This is a genomic window from Janthinobacterium sp. TND4EL3 (genome assembly GCF_900156175.1).
GTDB lineage: Bacteria > Pseudomonadota > Gammaproteobacteria > Burkholderiales > Burkholderiaceae_D > Janthinobacterium.
The window spans coordinates 181,924-202,139 of the sequence record NZ_FTMV01000010.1; the positions used below are offsets into that span (position 1 = coordinate 181,924).

The 20,216-nt window shown below is 61.4% G+C and carries 16 protein-coding genes; all 16 read left to right on the forward strand.

Features of this window, described 5'->3' with window-relative positions; all coding sequences use genetic code 11:
• Window positions 1-17 precede the first annotated feature (17 nt).
• The 16 genes from BXA07_RS16875 (at window position 18) to BXA07_RS16950 (ending at window position 20,051) form a co-directional block, all read left to right on the forward strand.
• Window positions 18-980 carry a VTT domain-containing protein gene (locus BXA07_RS16875; RefSeq protein ID WP_076569123.1) on the forward strand — a complete coding sequence of 321 codons (963 nt, stop codon included), beginning with the start codon at window positions 18-20 and terminating at the stop codon, window positions 978-980.
• A 349-nt stretch (window positions 981-1,329) separates the two neighbouring features.
• Complete coding sequence (locus tag BXA07_RS16880) at window positions 1,330-2,349, forward strand: glucokinase (protein WP_076569125.1); 1,020 nt, start codon at window positions 1,330-1,332, stop codon at window positions 2,347-2,349.
• Between the two features lie 398 nt (window positions 2,350-2,747).
• On the forward strand, window positions 2,748-3,542 hold the full coding sequence (gene scpB / locus BXA07_RS16885) for an SMC-Scp complex subunit ScpB (RefSeq protein ID WP_076569127.1): 795 nt from the start codon (window positions 2,748-2,750) through the stop codon (window positions 3,540-3,542).
• A complete protein-coding gene (gene rluB / locus BXA07_RS16890) occupies window positions 3,535-5,604 on the forward strand; it encodes a 23S rRNA pseudouridine(2605) synthase RluB (protein ID WP_076569129.1) in 2,070 nt (689 codons plus the stop codon). The genes scpB and rluB overlap by 8 nt, the downstream gene beginning before the upstream one ends.
• A 343-nt stretch (window positions 5,605-5,947) precedes the next feature.
• Window positions 5,948-6,436 (forward strand): ribosome maturation factor RimP, encoded by a 489-nt coding sequence (gene rimP, locus BXA07_RS16895; RefSeq protein WP_076569239.1) that lies wholly within the window; start codon window positions 5,948-5,950, stop codon window positions 6,434-6,436.
• The gene (gene nusA / locus BXA07_RS16900; protein WP_076569131.1) at window positions 6,433-7,998 is read left to right on the forward strand and encodes a transcription termination factor NusA; all 1,566 of its coding nucleotides are present in this window, start codon (window positions 6,433-6,435) and stop codon (window positions 7,996-7,998) included. Before rimP ends, nusA begins: the two co-directional genes overlap by 4 nt.
• Before the next feature lie 46 nt (window positions 7,999-8,044).
• Entirely contained in the window at window positions 8,045-10,903 is a 2,859-nt protein-coding gene (gene infB / locus BXA07_RS16905; protein WP_076569133.1) for a translation initiation factor IF-2, read from the forward strand.
• A 114-nt stretch (window positions 10,904-11,017) separates the two neighbouring features.
• On the forward strand, window positions 11,018-11,434 hold the full coding sequence (rbfA, locus tag BXA07_RS16910) for a 30S ribosome-binding factor RbfA (RefSeq protein WP_076569135.1): 417 nt from the start codon (window positions 11,018-11,020) through the stop codon (window positions 11,432-11,434).
• Between the two features lie 2 nt (window positions 11,435-11,436).
• Entirely contained in the window at window positions 11,437-12,372 is a 936-nt protein-coding gene (truB, locus tag BXA07_RS16915; RefSeq protein ID WP_076569137.1) for a tRNA pseudouridine(55) synthase TruB, read from the forward strand.
• Window positions 12,373-12,579: 207 nt separating this feature from the next.
• A complete protein-coding gene (gene typA, locus BXA07_RS16920) occupies window positions 12,580-14,412 on the forward strand; it encodes a translational GTPase TypA (RefSeq protein ID WP_076569139.1) in 1,833 nt (610 codons plus the stop codon).
• Between the two features lie 117 nt (window positions 14,413-14,529).
• A complete protein-coding gene (gene dusA / locus BXA07_RS16925) occupies window positions 14,530-15,525 on the forward strand; it encodes a tRNA dihydrouridine(20/20a) synthase DusA (protein ID WP_076569141.1) in 996 nt (331 codons plus the stop codon).
• Window positions 15,525-15,989, forward strand: a complete 465-nt coding sequence (locus tag BXA07_RS16930; RefSeq protein ID WP_076569143.1) for a hypothetical protein — start codon at window positions 15,525-15,527, stop codon at window positions 15,987-15,989. The genes dusA and BXA07_RS16930 overlap by 1 nt, the downstream gene beginning before the upstream one ends.
• A gap of 519 nt (window positions 15,990-16,508) precedes the next feature.
• Complete coding sequence (locus BXA07_RS16935) at window positions 16,509-18,281, forward strand: methyl-accepting chemotaxis protein (RefSeq protein ID WP_244556313.1); 1,773 nt, start codon at window positions 16,509-16,511, stop codon at window positions 18,279-18,281.
• A gap of 147 nt (window positions 18,282-18,428) precedes the next feature.
• Window positions 18,429-18,755: an energy transducer TonB gene (locus tag BXA07_RS16940; protein ID WP_099379424.1), complete on the forward strand. Its 327-nt coding sequence runs from the start codon at window positions 18,429-18,431 to the stop codon at window positions 18,753-18,755.
• A gap of 166 nt (window positions 18,756-18,921) precedes the next feature.
• Window positions 18,922-19,494, forward strand: a complete 573-nt coding sequence (locus BXA07_RS16945; RefSeq protein ID WP_076569149.1) for a hypothetical protein — start codon at window positions 18,922-18,924, stop codon at window positions 19,492-19,494.
• A 173-nt stretch (window positions 19,495-19,667) separates the two neighbouring features.
• Complete coding sequence (locus tag BXA07_RS16950) at window positions 19,668-20,051, forward strand: hypothetical protein (RefSeq protein WP_076569151.1); 384 nt, start codon at window positions 19,668-19,670, stop codon at window positions 20,049-20,051.
• Window positions 20,052-20,216 lie beyond the last annotated feature (165 nt).

Genomic DNA, 20,216 nt, shown 5'->3' on the forward strand with positions numbered 1-20,216 from the left:
ACGGTAAGATAGCGCCCATGCCCAACCTCATTTACCTGCTCGAACATTACGGTGTCCTGATTGTCTTTGGCATCGTGCTGGTGGAGCAGCTCGGCCTGCCGATTCCCGCCTTTCCCATCCTCGTGGTGGCGGGGGCGCTGGCCGTCGATGGCGACATGAACGGGGGGCTGGTGCTGGCCGCCGCGCTGGGCGCCTGCCTGATCAGCGACTTCACGTGGTTCCGCGCGGGCCGGCATTTCGGCAAGCGCATCCTGCGCCTGCTGTGCCGCATCTCGCTGTCGCCCGATTACTGCGTCAGCCAGACGGAAGACAAGTTCAAGCGCTGGGGACCGAAAGCCCTGATCGTCTCCAAATTCGTGCCGGGATTCAATACCGTGGCCGCGCCCATGTCGGGTGCGCTGGGCACGCCGCCGCGCCTGTTCTTCCTGTATGCGGGCCTGGGCGCCTTGCTGTGGAGCGGCACGGGCATCGTCGTCGGCGTGATCTTTCACGCCAGCGTGCAGCAGGTGCTCGACCTGCTCAGCACCATGGGCAGCACGGCCTTGCTGATGCTGGCCACCTTGCTGGGCCTGTTCCTGCTGTATAAATACCTGGAGCGCCGGCGTTTCCGCCAGGCCTTGCAGATCGAGCGCATCGGCATCGACGAATTGCTCGAACTCATAGAGCAGGGCGAGGAGCCGCTGATGGTCGACGCGCGCAGCGCCACGGCGCAGGCGCTGGAGCCGGCCGTGCCGGGCGCCTTGTTCTTCAACGGCAAGGAACCCGTGCCCGCCATGATCGCCATGGACAAGGACCGCCACATCATCGTGTATTGCAGCTGCCCCAACGACGTGACGGCCGCGCAAGTGGCCAAGCTGCTGCACCAGCACGGCTTTCACCGCGCCAAGCCCCTGCATGGCGGCCTCGATGCGTGGAACGCCGCCTACCGCTCGGACCAGCCGGCGCCCGCCAGCCTGCTGGGCGAAGGCTTGCCCTCCTGATCGGTAAAAACCGGTAGTAATAATACGAAAACAGCGTCGCCGGGCCACCGCGACGCCAGCGCCACGCCTGTGCCGCCCCATACAAAGCGGCTTTGCGCAAACTGCGGCATACTCTTCTTTCCAAGTGATTCCTGCTGCTATGCAGCATGCTTTTCGCGCGCCCGACGAGTGCAAGTACTTACTATGAATCATTGTTTTTGAGTAACTTTGGCCCTGCCTGTTGCATTTGGAGTGGAACTACCAATAAAGGCTTGTTTTGATGTACTTAAACTACAAACTTTGCTTGCCTCCGGGCGCATTCATCCTTTAAGCTTGGCGTCCCATGCGTCCCACTTCATCATTTAAAATCATGAGCGCTTCGTCTTCACCCGTACTGCCGACTTCCGCCTTTGCCGATGGACCGCGCCTGCTGGCCGACGTGGGCGGCACCAATGCCCGTTTCGCCCTGGAAGTGGCCGCCGGCCACATCACCCTGGTGGAAGTGCTGCCCTGTGCCGATTACCCGAGCCTGTCCGCCGCCCTGCAAGCCTACCTGGCCCTGCCGCACATGGCTGCCGCCGGCGGGCAAGCCGTGCGCCATGCCGTGATCGCCATCGCCAATCCCGTCGACGGCGACTTCCTCAGCATGACGAACCACCACTGGTCGTTCTCGATCCGCGCCATGCGCGAAGAGTGCGGCTTCACGACCCTGGACGTGGTCAACGATTTCACGGCCCTGGCGCGCTCCTTGCCGCAGCTGTCGAGCGAGCAGAAGCATCAGGTGGGCGCGGGCTCGGCCCGTCCGAACACGGCCATCGGCCTGATCGGCGCCGGCACGGGCCTGGGCGTGTCGGGCCTGATTCCCTCGCACGGCGGCTGGATCGCGCTGCAAAGCGAAGGCGGCCACGTCAGCTTTGCGCCGTTCAATGAGCTGGAAGTGAGCATTTTGCAATTTGCCTGGCGCGAATATGAACATGTCTCGGCCGAGCGCCTGATTTCCGGCGATGGCCTGGAGCTGATCTACCGCGCCCTGGCCGACCGCGCGGGCGTGCCCGCGGAAGCCTTGCCGGCGGCGGAAATCACGCGCCGCGCGCTGGCCGGCGAATCCCAGCTGTGCGACGACGTCATCGAAGCGTTCTGCTGCATGCTGGGCACGGTGGCGGGCAACGTCGCCGTCACCCTGGGCGCCCTGGGCGGTATCTATATCGGCGGCGGCATCGTGCCGCGCCTGGGTGCGCGCTTCGACCGTTCCGGTTTCCGCGCCCGCTTCGAGCGCAAGGGTCGTTTTGCCAATTACGTGTCGCAAGTGCCGACCTTCGTGATTACGGCCCAGTATCCTGCTTTCCTGGGTGCATCAGCCATTCTCTCGGAGAAACTCGCCTCCCTGTGATGCGGGCAGCGGGCGATGTGTCGCGCCAGGGCCGGGTAAAACGCGTGTTTTGCCCGGTTTTGCGCTTTTCCGCTTTTTATCAGGTACAATTGGCATCGTTGGATGAAACGACGACTGTCGCTCACCCGTCTGGCTGGTCCGCCGCCACGGGAGAAGCAGCTGCTCCGGATATCGTTTCATTGCTGGTTATTTAAGGCCAGCACCATGGATCGCAGGACTTTCACTGCATCCGCATCAGTCCCGCTTTGCGCGCATCGGCCAAGGCGTCGGAAAAACAGCCTCAACTTGTAACACCAGCATGGCGTCGTCACCGATGTCTGCCATCCGTTACGTTGAAATGAACGTTTTGATTTCTTTCTCTGCATACGAATTGCAACACACATCCGCACAGAATTGCTATGAATACAATTGAGGCTAAAAAAGTCCTCGAAACCGCGTTGCTGTGCGCTCGTGAGTCGCTGACGATCCACAGCCTGAAAAAGCTGTTCGTCGATGCGGACGAGAACGGCCGCGTGCGCGGCGTCGGCGTCGGCGCCGACACGATCAAGCAATTGCTGGAAGAGTTGCGCGATGAGTGGGAAGGGCGCGGCATCGAGATCGTCAGCCTGGCCTCGGGCTGGCGCTTTCAAAGCCGCCCGGAAATGAAGATGTATCTGGATCGTCTGACGCCCGAGCGGCCGCCCAAGTATTCGCGGGCGACCCTGGAAACCCTGGCCATCATCGCCTACCGCCAGCCGGTGACGCGCGGCGATATCGAGGAGATTCGCGGCGTTGCCGTCAATTCGCAGACGATCAAGATGCTGGAAGACCGTGGCTGGATCGATGCCATCGGTTACCGCGACGTGGTGGGCCGGCCGGCCTTGCTGGCCACCACCAAGCAGTTTTTGGATGACCTGGGTTTGCATTCGCTGTCCCAGCTGCCGCCTTTGCAGCAAATCAGCGAAATGCAGGGCAATGGGCTCGAAGCCCTGGAAGCGGCCCTGCAGGAAAATTTTGACAAGGCAAGCAATGAGCTTGCCCCCCAGCTTGGTGCAGGTAGCAATACGGCTGTGACAGATGTAGATGTGACAGCAAGCCTTGATGCCGGCCCCGATGCTTCGCCCATGGATGAAGCCTACACTCACGACCCTGCGCCAGAACTAACGGTTGACGCTGCGCCAGGTCAGCACAGCCAAGAAACGAACAATGAATAATCCGAACACACCCGAGACAGTTATCACCAGCGACGAAGCCATCGTTGCCAAGCCCAAGCGCCGCACCAAGGCCCAGATCGAAGCCGATGCAGCCGCTGCTGCAGTTGCCGGCGACAGCGCCGCCGCCAAGCCGAAGCGCCGCACGAAAGCGGACGTGGCCGCCGATGCGCCCGTCGCTGAAGCTGTCGCCGCCGACGCTGCGCCTGCCGTCAAGAAATCCCGTGCCAAGCCGGCCCTGAAGGCCGTGGCCGATGCTGCGGAAGCCGCTGCCGAAGCCGTTGCCGCCCCGGCGCCGCGTCCGCCGCGCGCCCGCGCTGCGGCCAAGGCCGCCGCTGCCGTCGCTGAAACGGCGCCGGAAGCCGTCGCCGACAAGCCGGCCGAAGCGCGCCCGACGCGCGGTCCGCGCCAGATGCGCGGCGTGCAGGCCGAACGTGCCTTGCGCCAGCCGCCGCGCGCCGAAGCGCCGCAGGCAGCCGACGCCGTTGCAGCAACGCCGGCCGCCGAGCAAGCCGCCGCGCCGGTCGCCGACGTATTCGATGCCGAAGGCAACCTCGTGTCCGCGCCACGCGCACCGCGTGGTCCGCGCAACGACGTGCCGGGCGCCGGCAAGAATGCGGGCAAGAGCCGCAAGAAGGGCAAGGGCCGCCAGGCTGCGCCAGGCAAGGTCAGCGACGCCGACGCCGTGTTCTCCTTCGTCACTTCCGATGCTTTCGACAGCGAAGATGGCGGCACCGGCCGCGTGCAGAAAGCGGCCGTGCGCCGCGACCTGACGTCCGACGACGATGCACCGAAGCTGCACAAGGTGCTGGCCGAAGCCGGTCTCGGTTCGCGCCGCGACATGGAAGACCTGATCATCTCGGGCCGCGTGTCCGTCAACGGCGAGCCGGCCCACATCGGCCAGCGCATCCTGCCGACCGACCATGTGCGCATCAACGGCAAGCTGATCCAGCGCCGCGTGAGCAAGAAGCCGCCACGCGTGCTGGTGTACCACAAGCCGGCCGGCGAAATCGTCAGCCACAACGACCCGGACGGCCGTCCTTCCGTCTTTGACCGCCTGCCGACCATGAAGGCCGGCAAGTGGCTGGCCGTCGGCCGCCTCGACTTCAACACGGAAGGCCTGCTGCTGTTTACCACCTCCGGTGACCTGGCCAACCGCCTGATGCACCCGCGCTACGGCATCGACCGCGAGTACGCCGTGCGTACCCTGGGCGAGCTGGAAGAGGGCATGCGCCAGAAGCTGCTGGCCGGCGTCGAGCTGGAGGACGGCATGGCGCAGTTCTCGAAGATCGCCGATGGCGGCGGCGAAGGCATCAACAAGTGGTACCGCGTGGTGATCGGCGAAGGCCGCAACCGCGAAGTGCGCCGCATGTTCGAAGCCATCGGCCTGACCGTGTCGCGCCTGATCCGTACCCGCTACGGCGCCATGACCCTGCCGAGCGGCCTGAAGCGCGGCCGCTGGGAAGAGATGGATGAAAACACCGTGCGCGACCTGCTCGCCGCCTACGGCATCGAAAAGAAAATGCCGCCTTCGGGCGATCCGCGTGCCGCCGGCGCCGCCAAGGGCCGCGAAGCACGCAAGGCCAGCCGCGATGACGAGCCGAATGGCAACCGCATCGATGTGAGCAACCGCAACGCCGATCCGTTCCCGGTCGCGCCGCGCCGTGGCCAGCTTGCCGGCCAGTTTGCGCGTCCGCAAGGTCAGGGCCGTCCAGGCGGCGCCGGCCGCCCCGGCGAAGCGCGTGGTCCTGGCCGTGGCCAGCCGCAAGGTCCGTTCCAGGGCGGTCAGCCCCGTTCGTCGGCATCGTTCGAGGGCGCGCAAGGCCAGGGTCAGGGTCGTCCGCCGCGTGCGGCAGGCCAGGGCCGTCCCGGTGGTGAAGGCCGCGCGCCGCAACGCGGTCCGCGCCAGCCCGATCCGCTGCAAACGGCATTTGGCTTCGCCAACACGGGTCCGCGCCGCAATGCGGGCGGCGCCGGCGGCCAGGCGCGTTCCGGCGGCCAGCCGCGTGGCGGCATGGACCGTGGCGGCATGGATGGCATGCCGCGCCGCCGCAGCAAAGGTTAAATCAGGGAATTTCTTCTCGCGCGCCCGCTAATCTGCCGTGGGCGCGCGCTCTTGTAACTGTTGTAAGCCGGGCTGCTCCTTGTGTGCGGCATTGCGGCGAAGTTAATAAGAGGTTATAATCTGCAGCCTAATAAAAGTTCTCCGCAGGGTTGTTTGGTGGGGAGTGCTTTCATCTGGTTGGGGAAATACAAGAAGATGGGCAGATGCCCATTTTTTTTTTGTTGAACCGTTTGTGATGGCGCCGACAAGGCGCCATATATGACTTGTGCGTGTTTTTTTTGCATGCCGCCGGCCCTGTTTCAGTGCCGCGATGCGGAAAACAGGCCTTTTTCTGGAGAATTTCTTGCAGCAGTTGGGATTAATTGAAAAGACAGTCACTGGTCTGGGCTATGAGCTCGTTGATGTTGAACGTGCCGAGCGCGGGCTGCTGCGCGTCTTTATTGATTTCAGCGCCGCCGATGCCGCTGAAAAAGGTCCGATCACGGTCGAAGACTGTGCCACGGTCAGTCACCAGTTATCGCATGTGTTGACGGTAGAGAACGTTCCTTACGAGCGTCTCGAGATTTCTTCCCCGGGCCTGGACCGGCCGGTGCGCAAGCTGGAAGACTTTGTCCGTTTCGCAGGCCATGAAATCATCGTCAAGCTGCGCGTGGCGATGCCGGGTACGAACAACCGGAAGTCGTTCCAGGGGATTCTGCATGAACCCGTGGGCGACAATTTGTCGTTGGAATTTGAAGGTAAGGATGGTCCGGCGATGTTGGAGTTTACGCTCGCGGATGTGGATAAGGCACGCTTGGTGCCGCAGGTGGTTTTTAAGGGACGCAAAGCATGAGCCGCGAAGTTTTATTATTGGTTGACGCGCTGGCGCGCGAAAAAAACGTCGATAAAGATGTCGTCTTCGGCGCCCTCGAATTCGCGTTGGCGCAAGCCACGAAGAAACGGTATGAGGGTGAAGTAGACATCCGCGTTTCGATCGACCGCGACACGGGCGAATTCGAATCGTTCCGCCGCTGGCACGTGGTGCCCGATGAAGCGGGCCTGCAATTGCCGGATCAGGAGATCCTGCATTTCGAGGCAAAAGAACAGATTCCCGATATCGAAGTCGATGATCACATCGAGGAACCGATCGAATCCGTCGAATTCGGCCGCCGCTTCGCCCAGGATACCAAACAGGTCGTCCTGCAGCGCGTGCGTGACGCCGAGCGCGAACAGATCCTGGTCGACTTCCTGGAACGCGGCGATTCGCTCGTCACCGGCACCATCAAGCGCATGGAACGCGGCGACGCCATCGTCGAATCGGGCAAGATCGAAGCACGTTTGCCACGCGACCAGATGATCCCGAAAGAGAATCTGCGTATCGGCGACCGTGTGCGTGCCTATATCTTGCGCATCGACCGCAATATGCGCGGCCCGCAAGTGATCCTGTCGCGCACCGCTCCAGAATTCATCATGAAGCTGTTCGAGCTGGAAGTGCCGGAAATTGAACAAGGCATGCTGGAAATCAAATCCGCAGCCCGCGATGCCGGCGTGCGCGCCAAGATCGCCGTCTACACGGCCGACAAGCGCATCGACCCTATCGGTACCTGTGTCGGCATGCGCGGTTCGCGCGTGCAGGCCGTGACCGGTGAGCTGGGCGGCGAGCGCGTCGACATCGTGCTGTGGTCGGAAGATCCGGCTCAGTTCGTCATCGGCGCCCTGGCGCCGGCGAACGTGTCGTCGATCATGGTTGACGAAGAGAAGCATGCGATGGATGTCGTCGTCGATGAAGAAAACCTGGCAATCGCGATCGGCCGCTCCGGCCAGAACGTGCGCCTGGCGTCGGACCTGACCGGCTGGAAGATCAACATCATGACGGCCGAAGAATCGGCCGACAAAGCTGCCCAGGAAACGGCTGCCGTGCGCATCCTGTTCATGGAAAAGCTCGATGTCGACCAGGAAGTGGCCGATATTCTGGTGGAAGAAGGTTTCGCCAGTCTGGAAGAAATCGCTTACGTGCCAATTTCCGAAATGCTGGAAATCGAATCGTTTGACGAAGATACCGTCAATGAACTCCGTACCCGTGCGCGTGATGCGCTCGTGACCGAAGCGATTGCTTCGGAAGAGGGTCTGGAAGGCATGGACGAGGCGTTGGTGAATCTGGAAGGCATGGATCGCATCACCGCCGGCAAGCTGGGTCTGGCTGGTATCAAGACCGTTGAAGCATTTGCAGCACTGGCATATGACGAATTTGGCGCAATCCTGGCCTTGTCTGCGGACCGTGCGCGTGAACTGATTACAAGTGAATTTAAAGATGTGACCGACGATGAGATGAAGTTGGTTGACTCGAAGTACGACGATCGTGCCAAGGCGTTGCAAGCCAAGGCATGGAGTCTGGCCGAATCCGCAAAGGCTTAATTTGAGTATCTTTATCATCTCCGCGACACATAGAAAAGAGGACTGAATGGCGAGTAACAACGTAGCCCAATTTGCCACCGAACTGAAGATGCCTGCAGATTTGCTGCTGACGCAGCTGCGTTCTGCCGGCGTCGAGAAAAGTTCGACGTCAGATCCATTGTCGAAAGATGATAAGGACAAGCTTTTGGATCATCTGCGCCGCACACACGGCGCAGCGGCTGACACAGAAAAGAAAAAAATCACCGTGACCCGCAAGGAAACGACTGAAATCAAGCAAGCTGACGCCACCGGCAAGTCGCGCACCATCCAGGTGGAAGTGCGCAAGAAACGCACCTTCGTCCAGCGTGACGAAGCTGCGCCGGTCGCCGCTGAACCGGTCGCGCCTGCCGCGCCCGTGATCGATCCCGCCGACGTGGCGCGCCGTGAAGAAGAAGCCCGTAAACAGGCTGAACTGATCGCCCGCCAGGAAGCCGATCTGCGCGAAAAGCAAGAACGTCTGGCCAAGCTCGACGCGGAAAAAGAAGCCCAGGCGAAAGCCACGCAACAGGCTGAACTTGCCGCGAAGAAAGAAGCTGAAGCGGAAGCGAAGAAAGCGGCCGCCAAGGCTGCTGCCGCGCCTGTCGCCAGCGCCGCTGCGCCTGTCGTCGACGACGCCGCCGCCGAAGCGAAAAAAGCCGCCGCCGCTGAAGAAGCGAAGAAAAAAGCCGCTGCCGCTGCAGTTGCCGCCAAGGAAGCCGCTGACAAAGCGGAAGCCACCGAGCGCGCACGCAAGGCCGTTGCCGATGAAGTCGCCCAGATCAAGGCCATGATGAACGCGCCACGCCGCGCCATCAAGGCACCGGAACCCGTACCGGTTCCAGTGAAACCGAAGGCGCCGGAAGGCACTTTGCACAAGCCTGCTGACAAGAAACCTGGCGACAAGCCGGGCGACAAGAAGCCTGCTGTTGCAGACAAGAAATCCATCAAGTCGGCCAATGTGTCGTCCACCTGGTCCGATGACGCGAAAAAACGCGGCACCACCGGTGGTCCTAAGCCACGCGGCAACAGCGGCCCAGGCGGCCGTGACAGCTGGCGCGGTGGCGCGAAGGGCCGTCGCCCGACGCACCATGACGACCGTGAATCGAACTTCCAGGCGCCGACGGAAGCCGTCGTCAAGGACGTGCACGTACCGGAAACGATCACCGTGGCCGAACTGGCGCACAAAATGTCCGTCAAGGCATCCGAAGTCATCAAGCATTTGATGAAATTGGGCCAGATGTGCACGATCAACCAGGTGCTGGACCAGGAAACCGCCATGATTCTGGTGGAAGAAATGGGCCACAAGGCGTTCGCCGCCGAACTGGACGATCCGGAAGCGCTGCTGGCCGATGTGGGCGAACACGCGCACTTCGAAACCAAGCCACGCGCACCGGTGGTCACCGTCATGGGTCACGTCGACCACGGCAAGACCTCGCTGCTGGACTATATTCGTCGCGCCAAGGTTGCCTCCGGCGAAGCGGGCGGCATTACGCAGCATATCGGCGCTTACCACGTCGATACGCCACGCGGCATGATCACCTTCCTCGACACCCCGGGCCACGAAGCGTTTACCGCCATGCGTGCCCGTGGCGCCAAGGCAACCGACATCGTCATTCTGGTGGTTGCCGCCGACGATGGCGTGATGCCGCAAACGAAAGAAGCGATTGCCCATGCGAAAGCAGCCGGCGTACCGCTGGTGGTGGCGATCAACAAGGTCGACAAACCGGGCGGCAACGTCGACCGCGTGACGCAGGAACTGGTCGCCGAGCAAGTCGTGCCGGAAGAATACGGTGGCGAATCGCCATTCGTGCCGGTGTCGGCCAAAACGGGCCAGGGCATCGACGACCTGCTGGAGCAAGTGCTGCTGCAAGCCGAAGTGCTGGAACTGACGGCACCGGTCGATGCGCCTGCGCGCGGCCTGGTAGTCGAGGCGCGTCTGGACAAGGGCCGTGGTCCTGTCGCGACGATCCTGGTGCAGTCCGGTACCTTGCGCCGCGGCGACGTGATTCTGGCTGGCTCTTCGTATGGCCGCGTGCGCGCCATGCTGGACGAGAACGGCAAAGCCATCGCTGAAGCGGGTCCTTCGATTCCGGTCGAAATCCAGGGTCTGACGGAAGTGCCGGTTGCCGGTGAAGAAGTCGTCGTCATGGCTGACGAGCGCAAGGCGCGTGAAATCGGTCTGTTCCGTCAAGGCAAGTTCCGCGACGTGAAACTGGCGAAACAGCAAGCTGCGAAACTGGAAAACATGTTCGACCAGATGGCCGAAGGCGAAGTGAAAAACTTGCCATTGATCATCAAAACCGACGTGCAAGGTTCGCAGGAAGCGCTGGTCGGTTCGCTGCAGAAACTGTCGACCTCCGAAGTGCGCGTACAAGTGGTTCACGCAGCCGTCGGCGGCATCACGGAATCGGACGTCAACCTGGCAGTCGCCTCGAAAGCGGTCATCATCGGCTTCAACGCCCGTGCCGACGCCCAGGCACGCAAGTTGGCCGAGTCGAATGGCGTGGACATTCGCTACTACAACATCATTTACGATGCGATCGACGAGATCAAATCGGCGTTGTCGGGCATGTTGGCACCAGAGAAACGCGAAACCGTCATCGGCCAGGTCGAGATCCGCCAGGTTATCCTGGTCTCGAAGGTCGGCGCGATTGCCGGTTGCCTGGTCACCGATGGCGTGGTCAAGCGTGCTTCTTCCGTCCGCCTGTTGCGCAACAACATCGTGGTGTGGAGCGGCGAGATCGACTCCCTGAAACGCTTCAAGGACGATGCGAAAGAAGTTCGCGCCGGTCTCGAGTGCGGCCTGTCGCTGAAGAACTACAACGACATTCAGGTTGGCGACACCCTGGAAGTGTTCGAAGTCCAGGAAATCGCTCGTACCCTGTAATCACAGAAGTAATGGCGCGGACATAGTGATGTCCGCGCAAACACGTGGGGCGCATTGGTCAACGGGCAACCGTTTGACCCATGCGCCCTGCGGCACTTAGGACAGCATAAAATCATGGCTAAACATAGCAAAACCATGCCGGCGCGCGGCTTGCGCGTGGCTGACCAGATCCAGCGCGATCTGGCCGAAATCATCGCCTACGAACTGAAAGACCCGCGCGTGGGCACGATGATCACCATCACCGAAGTACAGATCACCCCCGATTATGCGCACGCCAAGGTGTTTTTCACGATGTTGAAAGACAGCAAGGAAGCCATCAAGAACACCACCGAAGGCCTGATGGCTGCGGCTGGCTTCATCCGTGGCTTGCTGGGCAAGCGCCTGCACATCCACACCCTGCCGATGTTGCATTTCGTGCATGACAGCTCGACCTCGCGCGGCATGGAAATGTCCTTGCTGATCGACAAGGCCAATGCCACGCGCGCGGCCGACGCCGAGCCGGATGTCAAACCAGAAGCGGACGAGCAATAACAGTGGCCGGACCGAAGAAACCGCCCGGCATCAAGCGGGTGCGCGACCTGGTCGACGGCGTCTTGCTGCTCGATAAGCCCGTGGGCTGGTCCAGCAACGACGCCCTGATCAAGGCCAAGCGCGTGCTGAATGCGAAAAAAGCGGGCCATACGGGCACGCTGGACCCGTTCGCCACGGGCTTGCTGCCGCTGTGCTTTGGCGAGGCGACGAAGTTCTCGCAGGACTTGCTGGAAGCGGACAAGACCTATGAAACCCTGGTGCACCTGGGGCAGACGACGGATACGGGCGACACGGAAGGCGAAGTGCTGGAAACGCGCGACGTGAATGTGACGCAGGAGCAGATCGAAGCCGTGCTGGCGCAGTTCCGCGGGCCGATCCTGCAGACGCCGCCCATGTACTCGGCCTTGAAAAGGGACGGCAAGCCCTTATATGAGTATGCAAGGGCAGGCATCACGCTGGAGCGCGAAGCGCGCCCGGTGACGATCCACAAGCTGGAGTTCTTAAGCTACCAAGCGCCGTTCCTGAAATTGTCCGTGATGTGCAGCAAGGGCACGTATATCCGCGTGCTGGGCGAAGACATCGGCCAGGCCCTCGGTTGCGGCGCTCATCTGAACGCCTTGCGCCGCACGCAGGTGGGCAGCCTGACCTTGGACGGCGTCGTCACCTTGGACGAGCTGACGGCGCATGCCGCACCGCTGAGCCTGCTGGCGCCCGTCGATGCACTGTTGTCGAGTTTCCCCGCCGTCCAGCTGACGGAAGAATTGGCCAAGCGTTTCCTGCATGGCCAGCGCATCGCGCTGGGCAAGGAAGACGTCATCGTACCGGCCGAGCCGGGCAGGGTGCGCGTGTATCACGACAGCAAGCTGCTGGGCACGGGCCAGTTGCAGGAATACAGCATCCTCGCGCCCGAACGGCTCATTGCCACGGCGCATCAGTAAGTCACAGCAACGTCATATTACCCAGCGACACTCATTAAACAGTGTCGCTTTTTTAAACAATCCGTCCCCGACTGCGGGAGCCGCCAGCATTTTTAGATAGCGTTGCAACGCAACATGCTATACTACGCGGTTCCGGAAATAGATTAGCATTCGGGTATCTCGTACATCTTGTACGCACTCCGCAGTTTTTCAGTAACTACTACGACCATGTCAAATACAAAACGCGCAATTCGTAATATCGCCATTATCGCCCACGTTGACCACGGCAAAACCACGCTGGTGGATCAGCTGCTGCGCCAGTCCGGCACCTTCCGTGAAAACCAAGCGGTCGACACCCGAGTCATGGACTCGAACGACCTGGAAAAGGAGCGCGGCATTACGATTCTGTCGAAGAACTGCGCCGTTGAGTACGAAGGCACCCACATCAACATCGTCGACACCCCAGGCCACGCCGACTTCGGCGGCGAAGTGGAACGTGTTCTGTCGATGGTGGACTCGGTTCTGCTGCTGATCGATGCACAGGAAGGCCCGATGCCGCAAACCCGTTTCGTCACGCGCAAGGCGCTGGCACTGGGTCTGAAGCCTATCGTGATCGTCAACAAGATCGACCGTCCAGGTGCACGCCCGGACTGGGCCATCAACCAGACGTTCGAACTGTTCGACAAGCTGGGCGCCACCGATGAGCAACTGGATTTCCCTATCGTTTACGCTTCGGGCCTGAACGGCTATGCCGGCCTGACCGAAGACGTGCGCGGCGGCGACATGAAGCCGATGTTTGACGCCATCCTGGAACACGTTCCAGTGCGTGACGACAATCCGGAAGGCCCGCTGCAAATGCAGATCACCTCGCTGGACTACTCTTCGTACGTCGGCAAGATCGGCATTGGCCGCGTCAACCGCGGTACCGTGAAAGTGGGTCAAGACGTGCTGGTCATCAATGGCCCAGGCGCGACGCCAATCAAAGGCCGCATCAACCAGGTGCTGAACTTCAAGGGCCTGGAGCGCGTGCTGGTGGACGAAGCCGTCGCCGGCGACATCTGCCTGATCAACGGTATCGACGAAATCGGCATCGGTTCGACCCTGTGCGCCGTGGACACGCCTGAAGCGCTGCCGATGCTGACCGTCGACGAGCCGACCCTGACCATGAACTTCATGGTCAACAACTCGCCACTGGCTGGCCGCGAAGGCAAGTTCGTGACTTCGCGCCAACTGCGTGACCGTCTGGAAAAAGAATTGAAGGCCAACGTTGCTCTGCGCGTAGCGCCGACCGACGACGACACGATCTTTGAAGTTTCGGGCCGCGGCGAGCTGCACCTGACGATCCTGATCGAAAACATGCGCCGCGAAGGCTTCGAGCTGGCCGTATCGCGTCCACGCGTGGTGTTCAAGATGGTCGATGGCGTGCGCCACGAGCCGTTTGAAAACCTGTCGGTCGACGTGGAAGAAGCCAACCAGGGCGGCGTCATGGAAGAACTGGGCCGTCGTCGCGGCGACCTGCAAAACATGGAATCGGATGGCAAGGGCCGCGTGCGTCTCGAGTACCTGATCCCGGCGCGTGGCCTGATCGGCTTCCAGGGCGAATTCATGACCCTGACCCGCGGTACCGGCCTGATGAGCCACGTATTCCACGAATACGCACCAGTCGACAACACCCGCGGTGAAATGGCTGGCCGTCGTAACGGCGTGCTGATCTCGCAAGATGACGGCGCCGCTGTTGCCTACGCTATCTGGAAACTGCAAGACCGCGGCCGCATGTTCGTGTCGCACAACGATCCAGTGTACGAAGGCATGGTCATCGGCATCCACTCGCGCGACAACGACCTGGTCGTCAACCCGATCAAGGGCAAGCAGCTGACCAACGTGCGTTCGTCGGGTACCGACGAAGCAGTGCGCCTGGTACCGCCAATTCAGATGTCGCTGGAATACGCCGTCGAATTCATCGAGGACGACGAACTGGTGGAAATCACGCCGAAATCGATCCGTCTGCGCAAGCGCTTCCTGAAAGAGCACGAGCGTAAAAAAGCGTCGCGTGATTCGTAATCTGTTGTAGAGCATGGCCTGCGGGCCATGCGCTCCCGGCCCGCTGCGCCGCGTCACCGTTACTGGTGGTGCGCGCAGCGGGTTTGTCATTTGCAGTCCCTGTATTTTTTAGACACCATGACTTCCTCCTCTTTGCCTTCCCGCCGCCTCTCCGTCGCCCCCATGATGGACTGGACCGACCGCCATTGCCGCAAGTTCCACCGCGAAATCACGCGCCATACCTGGCTCTACACGGAAATGGTCACCACGGGCGCGCTCGTCTACGGCGACGTGGAGCGCCACTTGCGCTTCAACGAGGAAGAGCATCCGGTGGCGCTGCAGCTGGGCGGCAGCGATCCGACAGACCTGGCCACCAGCGCCAGGCTGGGCCAGCAGTGGGGCTATGACGAAGTCAACCTCAATTGCGGCTGCCCGTCCGAGCGCGTGCAGAAGGGCGCGTTTGGCGCCTGCCTGATGGCCGAGCCGCAACTGGTGGCCGACTGCGTGAAAGCCATGCGCGACGTGGTCGACATCGACGTCACCGTGAAACACCGCATCGGCATCGACGACAGTGAGTCCTACGACTTCGTGCGCGATTTCGTCGGCACGGTGGCCGATGCCGGCTGCAAGACATTTATTGTGCATGCGCGTAACGCCATCCTGAAGGGCTTGAGTCCGAAGGAAAACCGCGAAGTGCCGCCCCTCAAGTATGACTATGCCTACCGTTTGAAGCGTGATTTTCCGCAATTCGAGTTCATTATCAACGGCGGCATCAAGACCCTGGACGAGATCGACCTGCATTTGCAGCACCTCGACGGCGTCATGCTGGGCCGCGAGGCCTACCACAACCCCTACGTGATGGCGCAGTTCGACCAGCGCTATTACGGCGACGACGCGCCCGTGAAGACGCGCGAGCAGGTGCTCGAGGCGATGATTCCGTATATTAGCGCCCAGTTGGAAAAGGAAGCGGGGCGATTGAAACTGAACAGCGTCACGCGCCACATGCTGGGCCTGATGCAAAACCTGCCCGGCGCGCGCGGCTTCCGCCAGACCCTGTCGGACTCGAAGAAGCTGGCCTCGGGCGACCCCCGTTTGCTGCTGGAAGCGGCGGCGCGCCTGTCGCTGCCTGCCTGATGAGCGGCGACTGCCGCGCCCATGCACAGCAGTTGCATGGCTACCTGCTGGCCGTCAGCGCCCTGAAGGATGACGGCAGCCTGTTTCTTTGCGAGTACCTGGGACCCGTCGCGCCGCAGGCCTCTTTCGAGGTCCTGTGCCGCGCGCTGCGGATCGCGCCCGAGGGCTTGTCCTTGCGGCCGGTCGAAAGCGTGGTGTGCAGCGGCATCGCCTGCACGCCGCGCCAGTGGCTGCTGGAACGGTTTCGTCCCATGAGCGAGGCGGACCGCCTGCCGCTCGATGCGCGTTTATATGACGGCTTCGAGCGCGAACTGGCCGAACTGCTGGGCGGTGAACCGCGCTGGTATCAACTGGTATTGTCCGGCGAGCGCGGCCTGGCCGGGCAATTGGGCGCTATCTGGAGCGTGTTTGTCTTCGGTACCGAGTGCCACGCCTATGTGATGCATTGCAGCTGGGACAGTTGATCCAACTTGTCTATACCGCCGCCCCTGCGCACTGGTATTGTCCGTACTCCCCCTTCCTCTGAGCACCTCTTCCAAAACGATGCAATATGGCTACGCCATGTGTTGTAAATGCGCTGTTTCGGCGCACGCCCGCACTGCCATGGGGCATTTCTAAGAGGCAAGAAACGGCGTTGTTGCCATTTCCCCGAAGAAAGTTAATCAGGCATTTATTCAGGTACTTATTGCTTGCTTTGAGGCAAAATTTACACCTATAATTGATTATAGACAAATATTTCTCATATGAATGTTTGATGTTGATCTCATATCATCAGTGTCAAAACTTCAGTCTGTGAGACAAGTTTGCATTCGCAGTCACTGGGTGTTTCGGGGCTGGCGAAAGACCAGGAAGTACCTCGGGCTGCGTGCGGCCGGATACCGCCAGCATACCAATGGGGCAGGGCGGATACCGGCGTTGCGCAGCCTTCGTCTTGTCGTGCCGGGCAAAATTCTTATCAATAGTTTCATTTACGAAGAGCCGAAATGAATTTAGCAAAAATGAAGGTTGGTACTCGCCTGGGCCTGGGATTCGCCCTGGTACTGGTTCTGCTGGTGGCCGTGACCGTTCTCGGCATCGCGCGCATGGCGCAAATCCAGGAACGTCTCGATCACGTGATCAATGTCAACAATGTCGTCACCCGCCTGGTGATCGATATGCGTGGCAACGTCAGCGACCGCATCACCTCGCTGCGCATCCTCACCCTGATGACGGACGCCAGCGATATGGAACCGGAAATGGCGCGCATCAAGGTGCAGACCAGCACCTACCAGGAAACGCAGAAGAAGCTCGAAGAAAAATTCGCCATCGAGTCGACTGCCGAAGAAAAGACCCTGCTCGCTTCGATCAAGGAATACGAAGCGGCCGCCATGCCGGCCATCGCCAAGGCGTCGGCCCTGTGGATGGCCAATGATGCGGAAGGCGCCACGCGCGTGATGATCAAGGAGATCCGCCCGGTACAGAAAAAATGGATGGAAGCGCTGGAGCAGCTGGCCACGCTGGAAGACAAGCTCAATGAACAGATGCAATCGGATGCCCGCAAGGCCTTCGACAGCGCGCGCCTGTTCATGATCATCCTCGGCGTGCTGGCCGTGGCGATGGGCGTGGCGGCGGCGCTGGTGATTACCCGCGGCCTGCTGAAGCAGCTGGGCGGCGAACCGGACTACACGGCGTCGATCGCCGGCAGCATCGCCAATGGCGACCTGTCGATCGGCATCCACACCCAGCCTTCGGACAATTCCAGCCTGCTGGCGGAAATGAAGGAAATGCGCAACAGCCTGGTGGGCATCGTCGGCCAGGTGCGCGTCGGCACGGAAACCATCGGCACGGCTTCGCGCGAGATTGCCGACGGCAATATCGACCTGTCGTCGCGCACGGAAATGCAGGCCAGCGCGCTGGAAAAGACGGCGTCGGCCATGGAAGAGCTGACCTCGACCGTGAAACAGAATGCCGACAATGCGCGCGAAGCCAATAAACTGGCCGCCACCGCGTCGGACGTGGCCCTGAAAGGCGGCTCCGTCGTGTCGCAAGTGGTTGACACCATGAGCTCGATCAATGAATCGGCGAAGAAAATCGTCGACATCATTGGCGTGATCGACGGCATCGCCTTCCAGACGAATATTCTGGCATTGAACGCGGCCGTGGAAGCGGCACGTGCCGGCGAGCAAGGCCGCGGCTTTGCCGTGGTGGCGTCCGAAGTGCGCAACCTGGCCCAGCGCTCCGCTGGCGCCGCGAAGGAAATCAAGATCCTCATCGACGATTCTGCCGAGAAGACGGAACGCGGCACGCGCCTGGTGGGCCAGGCCGGCGTGACGATGGGCGAAGTGGTCGACAGCGTGCGCCGCGTGACCGACATCATGAGCGAGATCGCCAGCGCCAGCCAGGAACAAAGCGCCGGCATCGAACAGGTCAACCTGTCGATCATCGAGATGGATGGCATGACGCAGCAGAATGCGGCCCTGGTGGAACAGGCGGCCGCCGCGGCGCAAAGCCTGCAGGACCAGGCGGCCGAACTGGCCCATGTGGTCAGCATCTTCAAGCTGGTCGAAGGCGAAGAGAAACCGGCAGCGTACGTGCCGGCGCCCGTGGCTGCCGCAGCCGTCGCGGCGCCTGCCGCCGCGCGCAAGCCGGCGCCCGCATTGCGCCCGGTCAAGTCGCTGACGCGCAAGCCGGAAGCGGCCGCACCCGTGGCCGCCCCGGCGCCGCGCAAGGCGGCAGCGGCCAGCAGCACCAGCAATGACGAGTGGGAAGAGTTTTAAGCGCCAGCCAGCGTGAGGAGGGCCGCTGCCTGTCCAGGGGGAATCGGGGATTGTCGCCTCGACGGCAGCGTCCGGCAAAGTAGACAGAAATTGTAATGACCGTATCTGATAATCATGGGGAAGCACATGTTTGAGAATAAGCGTTTTATGAGTGTTGCAGCAGCCTTGCTGGTTTCCGTCTCTTCCGCGGCATTCGCCGCCGAAGTGCCGGCGTCGTTCGATGCCAAGAACTGCAAGGCCGACTATCCGAAAGCTTCGCTGATGAACGAAGAGCAGGGCACGGTGTCGATGTCCTTCCTGGTGAATGCCGATGGTAGCGTTGCCGATTCCAAAGTCGACAAGAGCAGCGGCTTCAAGAACCTGGACAAGGCCGCCATCAAGGCCCTGTCGGCGTGCAAGTTCAAGCCGGGCACCAAGGATGGCGCCGCAGCGCAAACCTGGACCAAGGTCGATTACGCCTGGAAGCTGGACTGATCCACGTATTGCCGGGAGATAACTTCCGGCTTGCGTTCTCCGCCACGGGCGGCGCTTGCGAGGGCGCCGCCCGTATTGTTATGTGCGCCAGCCAACGGCGCTGGCGCCCCCGATTCTGTTACCCTCGAAACATACCTTCGGGATCTCTCATCACAAGAGGCTTATCATGCTGCGCATCCTGACACTTTCTTCCCTGGCGGCCACCGGCTTGCTGCTTTCCGCCTGCGCTACACTGGGCACGCCTGTGGGCTTGCAGGCGGGGCAGACCGTCGCCGTCGTCAATAGCCTGAGCTGGGACAATCCCCTGACGGGCAAGCGCGATGGCGTGCGCACGAGCTGGCCCATCAAGGATGGCAAGATTGCCCCTGAATACTTTCCGCTGGCGCAATTGAAGCAATGCGAGGCCGGCGGCAAGGCTTGCACCTGGGGCGTGATGCGGGCGCAGCGCAGTGCGCCGAAGCTGGCCTATGCGGACGGCGGCGTCGACCTGGCCGTGAACGTTGCGATCGACGTGGCGCGGCGCCAGGATGCGCGTCAGGGCGAGACGCAAACGGCCATGGCGATACCGCAGGATGTGGCGGCCCTGGCCGGCAAGCAGCTGGTGCAGCCCAGCTGGAAATTGAAGTATGGCAAGGTCGAACAGGTGGACCTCGATTATGGCGTGCGCTACCAGGTGTGCGTGCAGCGCTACGACGCGACCGGCAAGGCGATCGACAGCTGCGACATTCCATTTATCTGAGGAAACATGCTGCATGGGCCGCTTGTGGCGGCTTTGCCACATTCCATGTTGCGGCGTGCGTCGGGGTGTAACAATCGGTAAAAGGGCAGCAAAGCACGGCGTAATTTCTTATAGTACTTAATTAGAAGCAGTGCGAGAGAAGTGCAGAAAATGGGTACAAGAGGAGAATTGCGATGAAAACCGTGTTGGCAGTAATTTCACTGGCAGCCCTGGGTGGCTGCGTCGTGGCGCCACCCGGCCCCGCGTATTACGGCTCGCGCGCGCCACAGGCGGCCTATAATCCGTATGACTGGCACACGGTGTCGTCCGAACCGGTACAGTCGGGCCGCGTGATGAGCGAGCCGCGCGTGGAATACACGAATGAGCCCGTGTATGTACAGCAACAGCCCGTCTACGTGCAGCAGCCCGTGTATGTGCCGGCGCCCGTGTACGCGCCGCAGCCATATTATTACAACCCGCCCGTCTCGATCGGGCTGGACTTCGTGTTTGGCTTCGGGCGCTACGGTGGGCACCGCGGCGGCTGGGGCGGACATGGCCGTTACTACGGCCGCCGCTAAGCTGTTGTCCTGGTGGCAAGACTAAGCCGGACAAGCGCTGCTTGCCCGGCTTTTTTCTAGTGGAAATATACGGATGCCTGGTGCAGCACGTCCGCCGAGCACAGGAGATACATCGCCGCCGCGGCCAGACCTATTTGCAAGGCACCAAAGCTGATCGGGATGAGG